The 15459-nt window shown below is 42.8% G+C and carries 13 protein-coding genes and 1 other annotated feature; of the genes, 11 read left to right on the top strand and 2 right to left on the bottom strand.

Annotated elements, in window-relative coordinates; all coding sequences use genetic code 11:
* The first annotated feature begins 45 nt into the window (after positions 1-45).
* The gene (locus MHB67_RS12365; RefSeq protein ID WP_024423139.1) at positions 46-708 is read left to right on the top strand and encodes a DUF421 domain-containing protein; all 663 of its coding nucleotides are present in this window, start codon (positions 46-48) and stop codon (positions 706-708) included.
* A gap of 1 nt (position 709) precedes the next feature.
* Here the strand turns inward: MHB67_RS12365 and spoVB are convergent, their stop codons facing one another.
* Positions 710-2260, bottom strand: a complete 1551-nt coding sequence (spoVB, locus tag MHB67_RS12360) for a stage V sporulation protein B (protein WP_025092429.1) — start codon at positions 2258-2260, stop codon at positions 710-712.
* 116 nt (positions 2261-2376) lie between these two features.
* Here spoVB and MHB67_RS12355 point away from each other — a divergent pair, with 116 nt between their 5' ends.
* The 8 genes from MHB67_RS12355 (at position 2377) to dtd (ending at position 11828) form a co-directional block, all read left to right on the top strand.
* The gene (locus tag MHB67_RS12355; RefSeq protein ID WP_103131888.1) at positions 2377-2673 is read left to right on the top strand and encodes a post-transcriptional regulator; all 297 of its coding nucleotides are present in this window, start codon (positions 2377-2379) and stop codon (positions 2671-2673) included.
* Between the two features lie 41 nt (positions 2674-2714).
* Complete coding sequence (gene secDF / locus MHB67_RS12350) at positions 2715-4943, top strand: protein translocase subunit SecDF (RefSeq protein ID WP_103131889.1); 2229 nt, start codon at positions 2715-2717, stop codon at positions 4941-4943.
* 187 nt (positions 4944-5130) lie between these two features.
* On the top strand, positions 5131-5619 hold the full coding sequence (locus MHB67_RS12345) for a cation:proton antiporter regulatory subunit (RefSeq protein WP_024423136.1): 489 nt from the start codon (positions 5131-5133) through the stop codon (positions 5617-5619).
* A 101-nt stretch (positions 5620-5720) separates the two neighbouring features.
* On the top strand, positions 5721-6071 hold the full coding sequence (locus MHB67_RS12340) for a lipopolysaccharide assembly LapA domain-containing protein (RefSeq protein ID WP_103131890.1): 351 nt from the start codon (positions 5721-5723) through the stop codon (positions 6069-6071).
* Positions 6072-6152: 81 nt separating this feature from the next.
* A complete protein-coding gene (recJ, locus tag MHB67_RS12335; RefSeq protein WP_103131891.1) occupies positions 6153-8477 on the top strand; it encodes a single-stranded-DNA-specific exonuclease RecJ in 2325 nt (774 codons plus the stop codon).
* Positions 8478-8500: 23 nt separating this feature from the next.
* Positions 8501-9013 (top strand): adenine phosphoribosyltransferase, encoded by a 513-nt coding sequence (locus MHB67_RS12330; protein WP_024423133.1) that lies wholly within the window; start codon positions 8501-8503, stop codon positions 9011-9013.
* A 142-nt stretch (positions 9014-9155) separates the two neighbouring features.
* Positions 9156-11366 (top strand): bifunctional (p)ppGpp synthetase/guanosine-3',5'-bis(diphosphate) 3'-pyrophosphohydrolase, encoded by a 2211-nt coding sequence (locus MHB67_RS12325; protein WP_024427858.1) that lies wholly within the window; start codon positions 9156-9158, stop codon positions 11364-11366.
* A gap of 18 nt (positions 11367-11384) precedes the next feature.
* Positions 11385-11828 carry a D-aminoacyl-tRNA deacylase gene (gene dtd, locus MHB67_RS12320; RefSeq protein ID WP_024423131.1) on the top strand — a complete coding sequence of 148 codons (444 nt, stop codon included), beginning with the start codon at positions 11385-11387 and terminating at the stop codon, positions 11826-11828.
* Positions 11829-11925: 97 nt separating this feature from the next.
* Here the strand turns inward: dtd and MHB67_RS12315 are convergent, their stop codons facing one another.
* Positions 11926-13506 carry an SH3 domain-containing protein gene (locus MHB67_RS12315; protein ID WP_122631820.1) on the bottom strand — a complete coding sequence of 527 codons (1581 nt, stop codon included), beginning with the start codon at positions 13504-13506 and terminating at the stop codon, positions 11926-11928.
* A gap of 137 nt (positions 13507-13643) precedes the next feature.
* Between MHB67_RS12315 and MHB67_RS12310 the strand changes: the two genes are divergently transcribed.
* Both MHB67_RS12310 and hisS read left to right on the top strand, forming a co-directional pair.
* Positions 13644-13814, top strand: a complete 171-nt coding sequence (locus MHB67_RS12310; protein WP_003216250.1) for a YrzK family protein — start codon at positions 13644-13646, stop codon at positions 13812-13814.
* A gap of 58 nt (positions 13815-13872) precedes the next feature.
* Positions 13873-14111, top strand: a binding site (T-box leader).
* Positions 14112-14184: 73 nt separating this feature from the next.
* Positions 14185-15459 (top strand): histidine--tRNA ligase, encoded by a 1275-nt coding sequence (hisS, locus tag MHB67_RS12305; protein WP_103131894.1) that lies wholly within the window; start codon positions 14185-14187, stop codon positions 15457-15459.

Genomic DNA, 15459 nt, shown 5'->3' with positions numbered 1-15459 from the left:
AGTGTTTTGACACAAGCTATGTTGGAGAAGGAGGGTTTACATCACATGCAGGACATCTTGATCATTTCCATGAGAACCATCATCTTATATTTTCTTATTTGGTTTATATTTCGCTTAATGGGCAAAAGGGAAATTGGCGAGCTGAGCATTTTAGATCTAGTCATTTTTATGATGATCGCAGAAATTGCGGTTCTCGCCATAGAAGAAGTAGAGGATAACATGTTACATACGGTATGGCCAATCCTGCTGTTAACCTTCATTCAAATCACACTTGCCTACCTCTCATTAAAATTTCAAGGTGTCCGGCGCTTTCTTGACGGAAAACCGGCCCTGCTTATCATCAATGGGAAAATAGACGAAGGTGCAATGAGAAAACAGCGATACAATTTTGATGACCTGCTCATTCAATTAAGAGAAAATAACATCGACAGCATTCAGGATGTCTCTTACGCCATTTTAGAGCCGTCTGGAAAGCTCGCCGTCGTCGAAAAAGAAAACAAGCGCAAACATGCAGCGCTTGAGCTTCCACTTGTTGCGGATGGTGTAGTGCAGCATGACCACCTAAAGCAAATCAATCAAAATGAACAGTGGCTGAAAGATGAGCTTGCTAAAAGAGGCTATCATGATATCGAACAAATCTCTTACTGCAGCTTTAATCAAAAAACATTTTATATTGATTTGAAAGATGAAGTGATCAAAAAGAGATGAGCTAAAACAGCTTCCCCATGAACGGGATGCGGCGCAGCTCTTCTCGTTTCACTAGACCTAGGCAGATTAATAGAATGACATACAGCGTGCACGTAATGAAAATGAGCGTCACAAGTTCAATAGGAGCAGAAAAAAGTCCGTTTACTTGAGATTTCAGCCAAAGGCTGACAGCACCTGTACTGATAATCACAAGGACGCATAGTCCATATTCCTTTAATGGTAAATGAATAGGCAGCACCTTTCCAACAGTTGCTGCATGGAGCAGTGTGACAAGGATGATACCGATTAAGATCGCCAGTGCAGCGCCCATAATGCCAAAGCCTGGCTGTGAAGCAAGAACAAAAATCATCCCTGTTTTTACAATAGCGCCAATCAGGCTGTTGGTCATCGCCGCACCAGCTAAATTGAGTGCTTGAAGCACGGCTTGAAGAGGCCCCTGAAAATAATATAGAAGGAAAAATGGCGCCATGAATTTCACATAAATGGCCGCGTGCGATGAACCATACATAAAGAGCGTTAAATCTTCTGCGTAAACGAAAAGAATAATACATGAAATGCCTCCGCTGAGTAAACATAGGCGCATCGCCTGCTTCAGACGGTATTCGACCGTTTTACGTTTGTTCTGCTCCATTCCTTCACTGATCGCCGGAACTAATGCAGTGGAGAGTGAATACGTAATAAAACTAGGCAGTGTCAAAAGGGTCAGAGCAAGCCCGGTCAACTCCCCGTACTGCCTTGTCGCCTCTACAGCCGCATAACCAGCAATGGCAAGACTTTGCGCGACAACAATCGGCTCTAAAAACCACGAAATATTCCCGATAAAACGGCTGCCTGTTGTTGGCAGGGCAATGCTCATCAGCTGTTTAAATGTGTCCTTCCCGTCATGAATCGCTTTAAAAAATCGTTTTCGAATACGAATGGTCTTTTTATAGCGAAAGGCGATCAGTAAGTAAGCAAGTGAAATCATCTCTCCAATCACAGATGACACCATCGCACCTGCTGCCGCAAATTCAATCCCGTAAGGAAGGAAAGCCGTTGTACATACCGCCACTAGCGAAATTCTTGCGACCTGCTCCAGAACTTGAGACATCGCAAGCGGACTCATTTGCTGTCTGCCCTGGAAATAGCCTCTTAACACACTTGAAATGGCGATGACTGGTACGACAGGTGTAATAGCCAGCAGTGGATAGACCGTTCTAGGGTCTGTCAGCATATTTTCTGCCATGATGGGCGCAAACCATAAAAAGAGCGGCGTGAAAATCAGACTGAGTGTTCCTGTTATCGCAAGGGACATGACCAGAATACGTTTTGTTTTCTGTTTGTCACCCCGGGCTTCTGCTTCTGCAACAAGCTTACTAATAGCGACAGGCAGTCCGAATTGCGTGAGCGTCACGGCGAGAAAAAAGGTAGGTGCAGCCATCATATAAAGCCCGACCCCTTCTTCGCCAATGAACCTCGCAATGACAATTCGATTGACAAAACCCAATATTCTCGTGATAAAACCTGCTAAAATTAAAATGATGGTCCCCTTTAAAAACGTTTGCTTCGTCAAATCACAGATCACCTGCCTTCTCAAACGACATAGAATCATATACAATAAGATATGCGTGTATATCGTCCAAGCATGACAAGTCTCTCGATAAAAAACTGAAAAGGGGGAGCTACGCAATGACACAACACCCAGCAGCTATTTACAAAGACCATTTAAAGCCTTTTCTGTTCAGTAAGCTTGAAGAATTCATCGTTTTGGGCTATAAAGATGTAGATTTAGAGGAATTATGGTCATACTTAGAGAATAAGAAGTGGAAGAAAAAACAAGAGTATCCGATTCATGTAATGGTTGCAGATATTTTATCTGTGAAAATAGGCGAATTTATGAACTATGCAACCGTTCAGTCGTTTAAAACGTCTGCTTTTTTGGACAGTGAAGATGGCAAGAATATGCTTGATGAACTGTTGAAATAAGCCATCTTAATGGATTCAGGTGTTTAAGGAGGAAATACATAATGAAAAAAGGGCGCATTCTTGCGTTTTTCTTAGTGGTTCTGTTAATCGGAACTGGCGTAGGCTTACTAACAAAGCCTGTTGCGAAAGATATGACGCTAGGGCTGGATTTACAGGGTGGATTTGAAGTCCTGTATGATGTACATCCAGTGAAAAAAGAGGACAAGATCACAAATAGTGTTCTCGTTAGTACAGTGGAGGCTCTTAACCGAAGAGCGAACGTGCTTGGAGTAAGTGAGCCGAACATCTCGATTGAAGGCAATAATCGTATCCGCGTGCAGCTTGCAGGGGTAAAAGATCAAAACAGAGCTAGGGAGATTCTTTCCACTGAAGCACAGCTATCCTTTAGAGATACGAATGATAAAGAACTCCTTAACGGGGCTGACTTAGTCGAAAACAGTGCAAAACAAACATTCAGTCAAACGAATGAGCCAATTGTGACGGTTAAACTAAAAGATGCGAAAAAATTTGGTGACGTCACAAGAAAAGTAGCAGCGATGGCACCAAATAATCAGCTTGTCATTTGGCTTGATTACCATAAAGGAGATTCCTTCAAAAAAGAAGTCTCAAAATCGAACCACAAGTATGTCTCTGCACCAAATGTGAATCAAGAGATTAACAGCAGTGACGTACAAATTGAAGGGAAATTTACTGTCCAAGAGGCAAAAGACCTTGCAAGTATTTTAAATGCTGGTGCATTGCCAGTGAAATTAACTGAAAAGTACTCCACTTCAGTGAGTGCGCAATTCGGCGAACAGGCATTAAATGAAACTGTCTTTGCAGGGATTGTGGGAATTGCCCTCATTTTCTTATTCATGCTTTTTTATTACCGAATACCTGGTCTTATTGCTGTCATTACGTTATCAACGTATATTTATATTACCTTACAGGTGTTTGACTGGATGGGGGCTGTTCTGACACTTCCTGGAATTGCGGCGCTGATTCTTGGAGTAGGGATGGCGGTTGATGCCAACATCATCACATATGAACGAATCAAAGAGGAGCTTAAGCTCGGTAAATCTGTCCGTTCTGCTTTCAGGTCAGGGAACCGCCGATCATTTGCGACCATCTTTGATGCAAACTTAACGAGTATTATTGCAGGGGGCGTCCTTTTCTTCTTCGGGACAAGTTCTGTAAAAGGGTTTGCGACTATGCTGATCCTTTCCATTTTAACAAGCTTTATTACGGCTGTATTCCTATCAAGATTCCTTCTTGGTCTGCTTGTAGAGAGCCGCGCGCTCGACCGCAAAAAAGGCTGGTTTGGTGTCCGCAAAAAAGACATCATGAGTATTCATGAAACTACAGAAAATACCGAACCGAAAACGCCATTTGATAAATGGGATTTCGTCAGCAAACGTAAAGGCTTTATGATTTTCTCCATAGCTGTTACTATTGCGGGAATCATCGTCCTTTCGATCTTCAAGCTCAATGCTGGTATTGACTTTGCTAGTGGAACGAGAATTGATGTTCAAAGCGATCACAAGCTGACCACTGCACAAGTAGAGCAAGACTTTAAAAAGCTTGGTCTTGAGACGGACAGTGTCGTGTTATCGGGTCAAAAAGAAAATCAGGCAGCCGCACGATTTGTCGGTGTGCCAAACAAAGAAAAGATTGCTGAAGTAAAAGATTACTTCAAAGATAAATATGGCACTGAGCCGAACGTAAGTACAGTGTCTCCGACTGTCGGAAAAGAGCTTGCCCGTAATGCATTATATGCCGTTATTATTGCTTCAATTGGGATCATTATATATGTATCCATCCGCTTTGAATATAAAATGGCGATTGCGGCGATTGCCTCATTGCTGTACGATGCATTCTTTATTGTCGCCTTCTTTAGTATTACGCGCTTAGAGGTGGATGTCACCTTCATTGCCGCGATCCTCACAGTCATTGGATACTCGATCAACGACACGATCGTTACCTTCGACAGGGTTCGTGAACAAATGAAGAAACGTAAACCGAAAACCATTGAAGATCTATCGTACATTGTGAACTTAAGCTTACAGCAAACCTTTACGCGATCTGTCAACACGGTGCTGACTGTAGTTGTCGTTGTGATCGCACTGCTTATCTTCGGATCAGCGTCGATTACAAACTTCTCCATCGCCTTACTTGTCGGCTTATTAACAGGGGTATACTCATCCCTTTACATCGCGGCACAAATTTGGCTGATGTGGAAAGGCCGTGAGCTGAAAAAACCAGCTAAGATAGATACAGATCAAGATATTTAATCTAGAAAGACTGCCTTTTTCGGCAGTCTTTTTCTATCGTTTTTCCCGAAAAGTAGACGCTTTGAAAAAACATTTTGGGTTTCATTGATCTTGAAATGGTCTTTTGCTATAATGACTTACGTTTAGACCAGTATAGAAAGCAAGTGTCTGTTTAGGGCATTTGGCTTTATTCATTGGAGGGGCTGTTATGAAGGTTCGGGAAACTGAACTGCCAGGTATCGGTCATAAAGCCGAAATGATCACAAGAAATAATGAGAAGCTTGCCATCATTACACATGATGACGGCAGAAGAGAAATGTATCATTTTCAGGAGGACGACCACGAAGAAACGATTTCTGGCATCCTGCTAAACGATGAAGAAGCAAGACAAATCGCGGCTATTTTAGGCGGCATGGTCTATAAGCCGAAAGCGCTTGAAACCGTAGAGGTAGCCATTGATGAACTGGTGATTGAATGGTTTAAAATTGAAAAGAATGCACCAGCTGTTCAGAAAAGCATCGGTGACCTCAATGTTCGCCAAAACTATCAAGTAACAGTCATCGCCATTGTGAGAAAATCACATGAGAAGATTTTAAATCCAGGACCAGATACCATCATCGAAGAAGGGGATACCCTTGTCATTTCTGGAGAAAGAAAAGAATTAAAGAATCTGATTAAAGAAAAACTCAGCAGCTGATCATGCCCATGCTGATAGGTTTTCTTCCACTGCTTTCTATCGGTGTTTAAAAAAGGCAGTGAAAAGGGAAGAATAAAAGAAAAAGCTTGGGGGATTTGTAGATGAACAAACAACAATGGACCATCATACTCGCATTTATTTTCGTATTAATTGTCTCAGTATTTGCCGTGATTAATGTACGGCCTGTCGAGGTACACTACTTATTTGGAACGGCTGAATGGCCGCTGATCCTTGTCATTATCGGTTCAGTTTTAATGGGCGGACTGATTGTGGCATTTGCAGGGATCTTCCAAATTGTGAAACTGAAACGTGAACTAAAAGCATTAAAATCTGAGCGTGCAGCCGCTGCACCTGCTGCTTCGACGAAAAAGGCAGACAAAGACCTTCAAAAAAAATCTCATGTCACGCCTTTAAAAGAACAGCCAGCATCATTTGACCGGAAGGAAAAATAATCTTCCAGCACAATTTCATAAAATAAAAATTGAAACCCCTCAGGCTACTCTAGTATAATAGTGTGGTTGAGGGGTGAATTTATGTTATTATCCAAAATGCGCTGGGAATATGAACATCCAAGCGAAGAAAAAGTGAAATCACTCTCTGAAAATCTGAATATTTCAGCGCTGACTGCATCGCTTCTCGTAAAAAGAGGACTTGAAGAAGTAGAAGAGGCGAGGTCTTTTTTATTTGATCAAAAAGCCGAATTTCATGATCCATTCCTATTAAAAGGAATGAAAGAAGCAGTAGAGCGCATCAACAAAGCGATCGAAGAGCAGGAATCGATTGTGATCTTCGGAGACTATGATGCAGATGGTGTGACAAGTACGTCTGTACTTTTACATACATTAAAAGAGCGGTCTGCGATAGTAGACTTTTATATTCCAGATCGATTTAAAGAAGGCTATGGACCTAATGAACAGGCTTTTCGATATATCAAGGAGCAAGGAGCATCGCTTGTCATCACGGTCGATACAGGCATTGCTGCTGTAAATGAAGCACGTATTGCAAAAGAAATAGGGTTAGACCTGATCATTACAGATCACCATGAACCAAGTGAGGAGCTGCCTGAGGCACTTGCCATTGTCCATCCTAAGCAGCCTGGCTGTGAGTATCCCTTTAAAGAACTTGCTGGTGTAGGTGTCGCGTTTAAAGTGGCGCATGCACTTCTTGGAGAGCTGCCAGTTCAGCTGTTAGATCTTGCAGCAATCGGGACAATCGCGGATCTCGTACCGCTTCACGATGAGAATAGATGGCTCGCCAAAAAAGGCCTTGTGCAGCTTCGGCAGTCGAATAGACCGGGGCTGAAAGCGTTATTGAAAGAAGCGGGAGCCACTCTAGAAGAAGCGAACGAGGAAACGGTCGGCTTTCAAATTGCGCCAAGGCTGAATGCTGTTGGGCGAATTGAACAGGCAGATCCAGCCGTTCATCTTCTGATGACTGAGGATAAGGATGAAGCAGAAGAGCTCGCTCGTTTTGTACAGGAACTGAATAAAGAACGACAAAAGATTGTCAGTACGATCACAGAAGAAGCCATTCAAATGGTGGAAGAGGCAGGTGATGACCAGTCTGCGATCGTTGTAGCGAAAGCTGGCTGGAATCCGGGCGTTGTCGGAATTGTTGCCTCTAAATTGACGGATACTTTTTCTCGTCCGGCGATTGTGCTTGGAATAGATGAAGAGACGCAAATGGCAAAAGGATCAGCCCGGAGTATTCCTGGCTTCGATCTATTTTTCCATCTAAGCAAATGCCGCGACATCCTGCCGCATTTCGGCGGGCATCCGATGGCAGCAGGGATGACACTTCGAGCGGATGATGTATCTTTACTAAGGGAAAGATTAAATCAATATGCAAATGAAACATTGACGGAAGAAGATTTTATTCCAATTCAGCGCGTCGATGCCGTGTGCAAGATAGACGAATTGACGGTTCAAGCGATTGAAGAAGCGGGGATGCTGTCACCATTTGGTATGTCAAACCCAAAACCGTTCATTATGATTGAAGATGCGAAGCTTGAAGATATCCGAACGATTGGGGCAAATCACAACCATATTAAAATGTCTCTGAAAGACGAAGACACACTGCTTGACTGTGTCGGCTTTCACCAAGGGAAATTAAAAGAGGAAATTGTTCCAGGAAGCCGCATTTCTGTGATTGGAGAAATGTCGGTTAATGAATGGAATAACCGGAAGAAGCCCCAGCTGATGTTAAAAGATGCACGAGTTGATGAATGGCAGCTGTTTGATCTGCGCGGGAAAAAGGATTGGGAGAAGAAAGTTTCGACACTTGATTCAGAAAAATCATTGGTTGTCTGTTTTGATGAAGCAACAAAACAGGACGTCGATCTCCCCATTCATCACGTTCATGCAGAAAATGTATCAACATTTGATGTACAAGGAAAGTATGTGGTCTTTGCAGATGTTCCCGCAGATGAGCAATTGCTGAAGCAGCTTTTAGAAAATCAAAAGCCTGCAAGAATTTATACGGTTTTTCAAAGAAAAGAAGATCATTTTATGTCCTCTTTCCCAAGCCGTGATCAATTCAAATGGTTTTATGGGTTCTTGTTTAAACGAGGAAGTTTTCCTATCAAAGAACAAGGAATGGAGCTTGCCAAACATAGAGGCTGGACAAAAGATACAATCATTTTTATGACAAAGGTGTTTTTTGAACTCGGTTTTGTTAAAATAGAGAATGGTGTGCTGTCAATAGTACTTGATGCCCCTAAAAAAGATTTAACGGCGTCAGCGTCCTATACAGCAAAACAACGATTGATGGAACTCGATCAAACACTAACATATTCCTCAGCTAAAGAGCTGAAGGAATGGCTGAATAGCATGATGAGCGAAGTCTCACCTGTGCTTTGACGTACGAGGAGGAAAAGGAAAAGATGGATTTAAAACAATATGTGACAGTTGTACCTGACTACCCAAAGGAAGGTGTACAATTTAAAGATATTACAACGTTAATGGATAAAGGCGAAGTGTACCGTTATGCAACGGATCAAATCGTTGAATACGCGAAGGAAAGAGACATTGATCTCATTGTTGGACCTGAAGCGCGTGGATTCATTATTGGCTGCCCTGTAGCATACGCACTTGGTGTAGGTTTTGCACCGGTTCGTAAAGAAGGAAAGCTTCCTCGTGAAGTCATTAAAGTCGATTACGGCTTGGAATATGGTAAAGATGTATTAACGATTCATAAAGATGCGATTCGTCCTGGTCAGCGTGTCCTGATTACAGATGACTTACTGGCAACTGGTGGAACAATTGAAGCGTCCATCAAGCTTGTAGAGGAATTAGGCGGCGTTGTGGCAGGGATTGCATTTTTGATTGAGTTGACGTATCTGGATGGCAGAAAGAAGCTTGACGGCTACGACATCATGACGTTAATGCAATACTAATGGAGTTTTTCGTAAAAAGCACTCAGTAAGAAGGGTGCTTTTTTCCTATCAAAAATCTTTTAGCGGACTTCTTCTCTTTACATCTATCGAATTTTTCTTGATAATAAACTACAATACAGTTTTCATTTAAAAAGGTGATTCCATGGCGAACGAACAAGTTTTAACGGCGCAGCAGGTCATTGACAAGGCAAGAGAATACCTGTCCGCTGAACATATTCAATTTATAGAGCGAGCATATGAATATGCTGAAAATGCACACAAGGAGCAATACCGGAAATCTGGTGAGCCCTATATTATCCATCCAATTCAAGTGGCGGGTATTCTTGTTGATCTTGAAATGGACCCATCAACCATTGCAGGCGGTTTCCTGCACGATGTAGTTGAGGATACAGATGTGACATTACAGGATTTAAAAGAGCATTTTAACGAGGAAGTAGCAATGCTTGTTGATGGTGTCACAAAGCTCGGGAAGATTAAATATAAATCACAAGAAGAACAGCAGGCCGAAAACCATCGAAAAATGTTTGTTGCAATGGCGCAGGATATTCGCGTGATCTTGATTAAGCTGGCAGACCGTCTTCATAATATGAGAACGCTCAAACACCTTCCGCAGGAAAAGCAGCGGAGAATTTCAAATGAAACACTTGAAATCTTTGCACCGCTTGCGCACAGATTAGGGATTTCAAAGATTAAGTGGGAGCTTGAAGATACAGCACTCCGCTATTTAAATCCGCAGCAATATTACCGGATTGTGAATCTGATGAAGCGCAAACGAGCGGAACGTGAGGAATACTTGGACGAGGTTGTCAATGAAGTAAAAGACCGCGTGTCTGAGGTGAACATCAAGGCTGAATTTTCTGGCAGACCCAAACATATTTATAGCATTTATCGCAAAATGGTCTTGCAAAATAAGCAGTTTAATGAAATTTATGATTTGCTTGCCGTTCGTATTTTGGTCGACAGCATCAAAGACTGTTATGCGGTGCTCGGAATTATCCATACATGCTGGAAGCCGATGCCAGGCAGGTTTAAGGATTATATTGCGATGCCAAAGCCGAACATGTACCAGTCTCTTCATACAACGGTGATTGGGCCAAAAGGTGATCCGCTTGAAGTTCAAATCCGTACAGTGGAAATGCATGAAATTGCAGAATACGGAATTGCGGCACACTGGGCATACAAAGAAGGCAAAGAGTCAGCAGAATCAACGGAAGAAGCGGTCTTCCAGAAGAAGCTCTCTTGGTTTAGAGAAATTCTTGAATTCCAAAATGAATCCACAGATGCAGAAGAATTTATGGAGTCGTTAAAGATCGATCTCTTCTCTGATATGGTGTTTGTGTTTACGCCAAAAGGAGACGTCATTGAACTGCCGTCGGGCTCAGTTCCGATTGATTTCTCTTACCGGATTCACTCGGAAATTGGGAATAAAACGATCGGTGCCAAGGTCAATGGCAAGATGGTCACACTCGATCACAAACTAAAAACAGGTGACATTATTGAAATTCTGACATCAAAGCACAGCTACGGGCCAAGTCAGGATTGGGTCAAACTTGCCCAAACCTCCCAAGCGAAGCACAAGATCAGACAGTTTTTCAAAAAACAGCGCCGTGAAGAAAATGTCGAAAAAGGCCGAGAGCTCGTGGAAAAAGAAATCAAAAACCTTGAGTTTGATGTGAAAGACATTCTGACCGCTGAAAACCTGCAAAAAGTGGCTGACAAATTTAATTTTTCAAACGAAGAGGACATGTATGCAGCTGTTGGATATAACGGCATTACTGCACTGCAGGTCGCCAATCGTTTAACGGAAAAAGAAAGAAAACAAAGAGACCAAGAAGAGCAAGAGAAAACCGTTCAAGAAGTGACGGTGGAACCAAAGACGTATCACGGGAAAAAACGGGAAGCTGGCGTAAGGGTCAAAGGGATTGATAACCTGCTTGTCCGCTTATCTAAGTGCTGTAATCCTGTTCCTGGTGATAGCATTGTCGGTTTTATTACGAAGGGCCGAGGTGTATCTGTTCACCGCGAGGACTGTCCGAACGTAAAGACAGGAGAAGCGCAGGAGCGGTTAATTCCGGTCGAGTGGGAGCATGAGCAGCCTGCTCAAAACCGTAAAGAATACAATGTGGAAATTGAAATATTAGGATATGATAGACGCGGCTTACTCAATGAGGTGCTTCAAGCAGTCAACGAAACCAAAACGAACATCTCCTCTGTTTCTGGGAAGTCTGATCGTAACAAAGTGGCGACGATCCATATGGCGATCTTTATCCAAAATATTAACCATTTGCACAAAGTGGTCGAACGCATAAAACAAATCAAAGACATTTACTCTGTTCGCCGATTCATGAATTAGAAAGGAAGTATATCGTCTATGAGGCTTGTGGTGCAGCGTGTGACAAATGCATCTGTGAAGGTAGAAGAAGAGATCACAGGTGCCATAAGCGAAGGTTATATGGTGCTTGTTGGTGTCACACACGAAGATACAGAAGAAGATGTGCTTTACTTAGCTGAAAAGCTTGCACATTTACGTATTTTTGAAGATGAAAACGGGAAAATGAATCGTTCATTATTGGACATAAAAGGAAGCGTTCTGTCTGTATCTCAATTTACCCTTTATGGTGATACGAGAAAGGGCAGACGGCCGAATTTTATGAAAGCCGCCAAGCCGGATGCAGCCAATTCGCTTTACGAATGTTTCAATAAAACCCTTAGAGAAAAAGGCATCCATGTCGAAACTGGCCGTTTTGGTGCGATGATGGACGTGTCATTGACCAATTCAGGACCGGTCACGATCTTGATGGACAGCAAAGAATAGATTCTTTTTAGACTGTAGATGAACTCATGCGGGAGTTTGTTTAGAGTCTTTTTCTTTTGCGGTCAAACAAAAAAGAGGCGCAGAGGCCTCTTTCTTTTTAACGGAAATATTGTTTTAATCCTTCAGTCATTCCTTCTGTGACTCGTTCTTGGTAAGAGGCGCTATAAATGATCGCTTCCTCCTGAGGGTTGCTTAAGTACCCGAGTTCATATAAAAGGGAAGGGCGTTTGTTTTCTCTTAAAACAAAGTAATCTCCGAATTTGACACCCTTATCAGGGATTTGAGAGCGTTTTGCGACTTCGGAATGAACGCTTGACGCTAACTGCTGATCTTTTGCTGCGTGATAATAATACGCAGTACTTCCTCTAACACTTTGGTCCATAAAACTATCATAATGAAGACTAATAAATGCATCTGCATTTCGATAATGAGAGGTGGCCACCCTTGATTGAAGGCTGATAAAGGTATCATCACTTCTTGTTAAATATACATTTGCACCAGAAGCCCTTAATTTGCCTGCCAGTAAATTGGCGGTTTTGATGGTGATGTTCTTTTCAAATGCACCATCTGCGCCAATCGTGCCGCTGTCTTTTCCGCCATGACCAGGATCAAGAACAATCGTTTTTCCTTTTAAAGAACCAGTTCCAGACGATGAATCCTGCTGAGGTCTTGGCGCTTCGCTGCTATTTTTCTTCGTTTGAACGACCCAGCTCGCCACGTAGCCAGTTCCGCCGTTTGATAGTGTCACCTCGTACCAGTCACCTTGCGTCCGAACGATTTGATAGGCAGCTCCTTTGGTTGCTCTTTCTGCAATCCCAGCAGAGGTAGAAGCGCTTTTTCGAATGTTGGTGCCGTCATAGACAATGTACGCTTTTTGCTCAGAAGCCGAAGAGGATGAACTCTTTTCAGGTGCAGAGCCTGCTCCTTTGCCTGTGACAATGTAATAGCTTGCAACCCAGCCTTTTACGCCTTTCCCCTCAATTTCATACCAGCCGTTCTGCTCTCGCAAAATGGTGATCTGTGTGTTGCGGGCAAGTGAAGCGATGACTTGTGCATTTGGTGCGGCCGATTGTCGTACATTCAAGCTCGATACGCCAACTGTGCCTGTCTGGTTAGAGCGAGAGGACTCGCCGGAACTTGATTGAGAAGTTTTCTGCCCCCCTGAAACATAATCAGAGTGAACCCAGCCTTCTGCTTGTTTATACGAAATTTTCGTCCATTCGCCGCTTGTCTCGAGCTTTTTAGCGGTAGCGCCTTGCGGGAAAGTACCAATCACTTGATAGGAAGTCCCAGGGCCTGTCCGGATGCGAAGATCGGAAGCTGTCGATGTAATTGTACTGCCTCCAGCCGTGCTTTGGCCTTGCGCCTTTGGCTTCGCGGATTTTTGAGCGCCGGATGATGTGGTAATCAGCCATGAGACGACCCAGCCTTTTTGTCCGTTTGATAATTGGATCTGCACCCATTCTCCTTGTTCAGTGAGAATAGGATAACTTTCGCCGCGTTTCACAACAGCTGCAATTCCATAGCTTAAACCAGGGCCCGTTCTCACATTGATTTCATCTGTTGCGACAACAGCTTGATCTGTTTGTGCTGTAGCATGTGTCATAGGCAAAGAACTCGCGATGAGAACAAAACAAGTAAGCAGCATCATCATTTGATTGTGTTTTTTCAGATTCAAAACGGTGTTTTCCCCTCCCTTGTAAAACCGATGAATGTTAATTCGTTATGTAGTGGATGAATTCCTTGCAGTTTCCCTAATAAAAATGAATCAATTTGTTTATACTAAATAAAAATGTGATAAAAGGATGTACAAACATGAGATTAAGCAGAAAATTAGGACGAGTGCAATATAATGGACATCGTGATATCGACCGCTGGCAGCACGACGAAATGGATCAGCCAGGCTTCCTTGAAGAGACCGCATCTGAATACGGATGTACGTCAAAAGAAGAGCTGGAAAAGAAAAAGAGGCACGGCAAGGGTTGACAGAGTGGCAGCACCGACCTTATTATAATATAAATCAACACACTTGAAAATTTAAAATGTGGAACTGATGATAGAGAATAGTAGGGTAAATTGCGTGAGCAGAGAGGACTCGCCTTAGGCTGAAAGCGAATCCGCATGGCATTTATCACGAAAGAACACTCTGTAGGTTTCCTGCTGAACGCTCTGAAAATGAGTCAATAGGCGGAGAACGTGAATCTGCGTTAAGGAATTGAGCGGGAACATGCTGGATCATGTTCCAACTAGGGTGGCACCACGGGTATAACTCTCGTCCCTACTATACATATAGTAGAGGCGGGGGTTTTTTATATGTCCACATAAAAAATGAATGATGGTCGTAGGAGGACGAAAAATGAGTTTTAATATTCCAAGAGGCACACAGGATATTTTACCTGAAGAGTCAGAACGCTGGCAGTATGTTGAACAAATTGCGAGAGATACATGTGCAGCCTTTCAATACAAAGAAATTCGCACACCGATTTTTGAGCATACTGAGCTGTTTGCACGGGGAGTAGGCGAATCAACTGATATCGTTCAAAAAGAAATGTACACATTTGAAGACAAAAAAGGACGCAGCATCACACTTCGTCCAGAGGGAACAGCTTCAACCGTCCGTTCTTATGTTGAAAATAAATTGTTTGCACAGCCGGCTCAGCCAACAAAGCTTTATTACATCGGACCAATGTTCCGCTATGAACGTCCGCAAACCGGAAGATATCGTCAATTTTATCAATTTGGGATAGAAGCGATTGGTTCCAAGGATCCTGCTATTGATGCAGAGGTCATTTCGCTTGCGATGAGTGTGTATGAGAAAGCAGGTCTTTCTAACTTAAAGCTCGTCATTAACAGCCTTGGTGACAAAGAGAGCCGTGCAGACTACCGCACAGCACTGGTCAAGCACTTTGAACCAAGAATTGAGGAATTCTGTCACGACTGTCAAACGCGTTTACATCAAAATCCACTGCGCATTCTTGATTGTAAAAAGGATCGTGACCACGAACTGATGACAACAGCTCCATCCATTCAAGATTATTTAAATGAAGAATCTCGGACGTATTTTGAAAAGGTCAAACAATACTTATCAGATATAGGCATTGAGTATGTCGTTGATCCAAATTTAGTACGCGGTCTTGATTACTACAATCACACAGCATTTGAGATCATGAGTAATGCAGAAGGCTTTGGTGCGATTACAACATTAGCCGGCGGCGGCCGTTATGATGGACTCGTTGAAGGAATTGGCGGCCCTGAATCACCAGGGATTGGATTTGCGATGAGTATTGAGCGTTTCTTATCTGCGATCGATGCTGAAGGAATTGAGCTTCCTCTGCAAGATGGTATTGATCTATACATTGCTTCTCTCGGAGATGAAGCGAAGGATTATTCTGTTTCATTATTAAACCGTCTGAGAAAAGAAGGTATCTCAAGTGAAATGGACTACACAGGGAAGAAACTAAAAGGACAATTTAAAGCGGCTGATCGATTAAAAGCCAAATTTATTGCAGTTCTTGGTGAAGATGAGCTAACGCAGCAAATTGTGAATGTGAAAGATACAACAACGGGTGAACAAATTGAAGTGAAGCTTGATGAGCTGATTCAAATGTTGAAGGCCCACCAGAAAGCGTAA

This window comes from Bacillus sp. FSL H8-0516 (genome assembly GCF_038635285.1).
GTDB classification, from domain to species: Bacteria; Bacillota; Bacilli; order Bacillales; family Bacillaceae; genus Bacillus; species Bacillus safensis.
Note: the sequence above shows the minus strand (reverse complement) of the source record. Positions and strands in the feature narration are given on the sequence as shown.